The organism is Brachyspira catarrhinii, assembly GCF_005518285.1.
Taxonomy (GTDB): domain Bacteria; phylum Spirochaetota; class Brachyspiria; order Brachyspirales; family Brachyspiraceae; genus Brachyspira; species Brachyspira catarrhinii.
In genome coordinates this window covers 1-5460 of sequence record NZ_SJDU01000147.1, presented here as the reverse complement: position 1 = coordinate 5460, position 5460 = coordinate 1, and the positions used below count along the sequence as shown (strand labels likewise).

General features: G+C 30.8%; 5 protein-coding genes. All 5 read right to left on the bottom strand.

What is annotated here, in order from left to right; translation table 11 throughout:
* Positions 1-821: glycosyltransferase family 2 protein (locus tag EZH24_RS06670; protein ID WP_201798574.1), on the bottom strand; the 821-nt coding region annotated here is incomplete at its 3' end.
* 269 nt (positions 822-1090) lie between these two features.
* Entirely contained in the window at positions 1091-3064 is a 1974-nt protein-coding gene (locus tag EZH24_RS06665) for an ankyrin repeat domain-containing protein (protein ID WP_137998349.1), read from the bottom strand.
* Positions 3065-3177: 113 nt separating this feature from the next.
* The gene (gene csrA, locus EZH24_RS06660; protein WP_137998348.1) at positions 3178-3423 is read right to left on the bottom strand and encodes a carbon storage regulator CsrA; all 246 of its coding nucleotides are present in this window, start codon (positions 3421-3423) and stop codon (positions 3178-3180) included.
* Entirely contained in the window at positions 3424-3897 is a 474-nt protein-coding gene (gene fliW / locus EZH24_RS06655) for a flagellar assembly protein FliW (protein ID WP_137998347.1), read from the bottom strand. It lies immediately after the preceding gene.
* A 52-nt stretch (positions 3898-3949) separates the two neighbouring features.
* On the bottom strand, positions 3950-5203 hold the full coding sequence (locus EZH24_RS06650; protein WP_137998346.1) for a flagellar hook-associated protein 3: 1254 nt from the start codon (positions 5201-5203) through the stop codon (positions 3950-3952).
* Between the last annotated feature and the right edge of the window lie 257 nt (positions 5204-5460).

Below are 5460 nucleotides of genomic sequence, written 5' to 3'. Positions count from 1 at the left end.
AAATTGCAAAATAAATCCAAAACGCTTTCTCCGTATAATACTTGATAAGGAACATCTTTATAATACGAGTTATTAAATTCTATTTTATTATTTTCTTCCCTCACTACAAAGAAATTATAACAAACTATATCGACATTATTTTTTACCATTTCCGACATTGCGATGTCCAAAAGATTCAAAGCCACATAATCGTCTCCGTCCATAAACAATACCGAATAACCTTTAGCTTCTTTCAGTCCCGTCATTCTTGCCACTCCGTCTCCCATATTTTCTTTATGTTTTATATATTTTATTCTGCTATCTTTACTTGCGTATTCTAAAATTATTTTTTCGTCCTCTTCAAAAGCGGAACAATCATTAACTATAATTATTTCTATATTTTTATAACTTTGATTAATTACGCTTTCCAAACAATGCCTTAAATATTTTTCGCCAATATTGTAAACGGGAATTATAACCGACACTAAAAGTTGACTATTAAAATTTTGTATATTATTTGAATATAACTGCCTCGATATATAAATTTCTTTTCTCGTTTCATTAAAGTCATTTTGTATATTTCCAAATCTATCCCACATAAAAGGATATAAATCGTCAAACCTCCTATTCAAATTATCAATTCTACTATTAACTTGATTAAGATTATTTTTATATTCATAATAAATATTCCTAATCGCATTTCTTAAATTCTTAAAAGGTATCCACCAAACTATAGCGTCTATATCCGATTTTGGAGATTTCTTTTTGAAAGTTATTTTTATAAACAGAATTTTAATTATTATATATTTTTCGGTTTCGGACTTTTGAAAGAGTTTAATCATAACGAAACCTCCTCTATAGAATAAATCGAAGTAGATAGACTTTCACGCCAAAGAAAGCGTTTAAATGCCCGTAATAATTTTTTAGTTTTGCAATGAAAAAACAGCCAAAAATTATAATTATGGCTTGTATTGTAGAATTTACATCCGCTCATTTTTCAAAATTCCTTTTTTAGTTTTAATAATTTTATCAATTTAGAATAATTATAGTATATTTAATAAAAAATGTCAATACAAAAATTTATTTTTAACAACTAAATTTTTTAATTATTTTATCTTAATAAATTTACTATATCGCTATAGCCTTTTTCTCTCGCATACATTAAAGCTGTTTTTCCGTCATTATCTTTTATATTTTTGTTTGCGCCCGCATCGACAAGCAATTTTACAATATCCGAATGATTGTAAAACGAAGCGAGTATTAAGGCGGTTTTCCCGTAAATATTTTGAATATTCAAATTGGCTTTCGCGTCTATAAGTTGTTTTGCGACTTCATCGTATCCCTGCCTTGAAGCGTCTATTAAAGCGGTATGCCCGAAATTATCTTGAAAATTTAATCCCGCATTCGCGTCAAGCAACATTGAAACTATATCGCTTTGTCCGTTGAAAGAAGCTTTTATTAAAGCCGTATCCCCGAATTTATTTTGAGCGTCTATATTTATCGATTTATCATTTAAAAGATTTTTAACGCCGTTTATATCGCTTTTAGCATAATCTATAAAATTTTCTTCTTTTAAACTTATAGGAGAAACAATTTCTATGATGTTTAAATAATCGTATCCTCTTCTTATAACGGCTAATATATCTTTATTTTCTTTATTTTTTACGGTAATATCGGCTCCAGCGTCTATAAGAATTTTTACGACATTATTTTTTTTATTATAAACGCTTAAAAGTAAAGCCGTATCGCCTTTATTATTTTGCATATCTAAATTTGCTTTTGCCGATATTAAATTTCGAACTAATTCTTCAAGACCTTTTTCCGAAGCTATCATTAACGCTGTATTTCCGTCTTTATTTTGTTTATTTAAATTAGGTTTTCCCCTTATTATAGCTTTAGCTCCTCCGACATTATTATTTTGAATTGCGTATATTAACGCCGTGTTTCCGTCTCTATCTTCAACATCCAAATTTGCTCTTGCAGAAATGAGCGCTCTAACTATAGCTTCGTCTCCGTCCGTTGCGATTAACATTAACGCCGTGAGTCCGTCTTTATTTTGAATATTAACATTCGCTCTTCCGCTTATAACTGCCCGCATTTTCTTTAATTGATTTCTATCTTCATTTCCCGACACTATATTGATTAAAGCAGTGTTTCCGTTTTCATCTTTCGCGTTTACATCGACTCCCGCCGTAATCATATTTCTTATACTTCCGCTATAATCGTAATTGCTTGCATTTTTAGACAAATATAATAAAAGATTTTCATTCCCAATCTTTATATTTAAATCCGCTTTCGCCTTTATTAAAGCGTCCGCTATATTATAATGTTTATTGTAAACGGCGTTTTTTAAAGCGCTGTCTCCTTTTTTATTCGTAATATTTAGTTTCGCTTTTCCGTCTATCAAAGCTTTAGCTATGGAATATCTTCCCCAAAAAGAAGCTATCATTAAAGCAGTATCGCCTTTTTCGTCCTGTTCGTTAATATCGGCTCTTTCGCTTATTAATGTTCTGAGTAAATAAATATCGTTTTTGGAAGCCGCGTAAATTAAAGGATAATCTCCGAAAGCGTCTTTTACATTTCCTCTATTATCTTTAACTTTCTTTATCAATTTGCTTCTCAATCCGTTGGGAGCGAGCATCAAAGCGGTTTGTTTATTCGAGGTTTCATATTTTAGATTGGCGTTTTCGTTTATAAGTATATCTATTATTTCGTTATAATTATTATAATTCTTTCCGTTTATTTGTTCAAAATTTATAGCAAATACGCTTTTTATAATCGCCGTCTCTCCGTCTTTGTTTCTCGCGTTAATATCCGCTCCCGCATCAACGAGAGTTTTTACTACATCTTTATGTCCAGAACCCGCGGCGTATATTAAAGCGGTGTTTTTCGCTCCTTCCGTATCGGCAACATTTATATTTATATCTTTCTTCAAAAGCCTTTCCACATTTTTAACTTTTCCCGTTTTGGCAGCATCCAAAAGCGCTCTTTCGTCTTTAGTTAATTTTCCGTTTTGAGCAAATGCGGATATATTTGAAAATAAACTTATAAAAATAATAAATAAACCTAATCTTTTAAAAAACATACGCTCTCTCTTTATAAAAAATTAATTACTTATATAATAATACATATAAGAAAAAAATCAATATTAAAATGAATTTATTTTAATAAAACCAGATAAAGAAAGAATAATAAAAATTATTTATTATTTTCCAATTTATTTTTAACGAAAGAACTTAAAATATTTAATTCTTCTATGGTGGATTTTGCCGCTTCGCGATTTTGATTTTCAACTTCTTCGTAAACTTCCTTTCTAAAAATTTTAACCGTTTTCGGAGCGTTTATTCCGAGTTTTATTTGGTCGCCTCTTATATCGACAAGCATTATTTCTATATTGTCTCCGATGACTATACTTTGATTAATTTTTCGCGAAAGCACAAGCATTTATTTTTTTTCCCTTTTATTGTTTTCGTTATCATTATTATCGTCTTCGGACAGTATAAAATGTTTTGTCGTATATTTGTCTCCCAAAGATGCGCATTGTTTCGCTTTATGATTTTTGATATTAAAAACTATCGGCGCTATAAGATTTGCCGTCATAGATTTTAAATCGCCGTTTGGGACGGTTACTATAGTTAATAAATATATATCCGATTCGCTTTCTATATTTAACGATTTTATATCTTCGTCATGTATTTCGGGTTGATAATCTTTGAATACCAAAAAAGGGTCGATAAGTATAAAGCAAATATTTTTATCGTCTTTAGATTGAAGTATCTTATAAGTTCCTTCTTTGTCCATATTTACGAGATAAAATTCATCGTAATCTTCAAAAGCCAAAATGCTTCCGTTAAGATGGTAGAGAGTTTTATCGGAAACTTCTATTTTACCCAATATTCTGGATTCTATTTCAGGCATAAATTAAATTCCTTCGATTAAAAATTAAATAAGGCTACGACTAATAAATTTATTATCTCAAATAGTCCATAAGACTTCTGCCTAATAATCTTCCCGCAGTTTGCAAAGAAGCGTTATGAACATATTGCCACAAATTGAAATTTACAATCTCTTCGGCATAATCTATATTTTCGTTTTTTGCCAAAGCCTCTTCTATCGCTAATTTCTGGTCTTCAAAATTCGTAAGTCCCATATCCAATCTTGTCACTTTTGAAGAAGCGTTAGCCTGAACGGTTAATACATTATCTATAGAACTGTCGATATAACCCAATGCCTCGCTTCCAATCGCTCTGACATCATCGTTAAGCATAGCGTCTCTTAAATATATTAAACTTTCAAATATTGATTTTCCCGTCACCAAAGCGCTCGGTTCGTAATTATTTTCGTAAGTATTTCCCGCTCCCGCTCTAACCAAACCTATATCTTGCAAAACCGTTCCGCCCGCCAAATCTTGTAAAAGTATTTTATGAGGAGTGGAAGTTCTTAATTGTATTACTTTAGCGCCTCCTCTCAAATCTCCTATACTCGCTCTGACATTTCCGTTCGCATCGTTTATTCTTTCGACTATAGCCTCTATATTGTCTCCTTGTTTAATGCTAATAGTCATATCGTCAATCATAATATCCTGATTTTCCGAAGCTATATAATTTGCCGCATCCGTAGTCGACATTATTTCCATATTTGTTCCCCAGAATATATAATTTCCCGGAGTTCCCACATTAATATATTGTCCGTTTTCAACTTCTCTATTTTGTTTATTCGCGTCTCCTTCATACATAACGGATTTTATTATCGAGCGTCCCGCTTTTTCGTCATGCGAATAAAAAGCTCTAAAAGGCTCTGTTTTTACGCTTGTTCCAGAAAATATAAATTCTCCCTTGCTTTGAGTTTTTGAAATATCGTAAACTCTTTCAAGCATTTCTTCTATTTCCATTGCCATTTTATTTCTATCTTCGGCGGAATATGTGCTGTTCGCTCCTTGAACCGCCAAATCTCTCGCTCTCGCTAAAGCTTGAGTTATTGAACTCATAGAATCATGAGCCACATTTAATCTCTCTTTTCCGTCAACGATATTATTTTGATATCTATTCAAAGAAGACATTCTCGTTCTATAATAAATCGAATTAATCGTTGAAGTAACATTTTGATGAGGATATTGAACTCTCTGTCCAGTCGATAATCTCGTTTGTGAAGCCTCGAGTTCCGTATAATTTCTTTTTATATTGCTAACCGTTCTATTAAATTGGGCTTGTTCTGTAACTCTCATTTTTATCTCCTTACGACTTTCGCCGATAAAAAATATAATTATTCTTTTTTATTTTCGTAATAATTAAAAATAGCTTTATTATTTTTTATTAAAAAAATTAAGAATTCTTTATTTTTTAATGACAAAAAATAAAAAAAATTTTTTGATTAAACTATTGACATATTTTTTAATTCATGCTATATTTTAATCATAAAGTTAATAGATAATGGATAGTTTAATTATGATTAAATACTATAAATTAGCATACTATAATTTCG

What these genes read in the sequence shown, in the direction of transcription:
- EZH24_RS06665 (WP_137998349.1), bottom strand. Translation starts at nt 3,064, where the DNA reads ATGTTTTTTAAAAGATTAGGTTTATTTATTATTTTTATAAGTTTATTT.
- csrA (WP_137998348.1), bottom strand. Translation starts at nt 3,423, where the DNA reads ATGCTTGTGCTTTCGCGAAAAATTAATCAAAGTATAGTCATCGGAGAC.
- fliW (WP_137998347.1), bottom strand. Translation starts at nt 3,897, where the DNA reads ATGCCTGAAATAGAATCCAGAATATTGGGTAAAATAGAAGTTTCCGAT.
- EZH24_RS06650 (WP_137998346.1), bottom strand. Translation starts at nt 5,203, where the DNA reads ATGAGAGTTACAGAACAAGCCCAATTTAATAGAACGGTTAGCAATATA.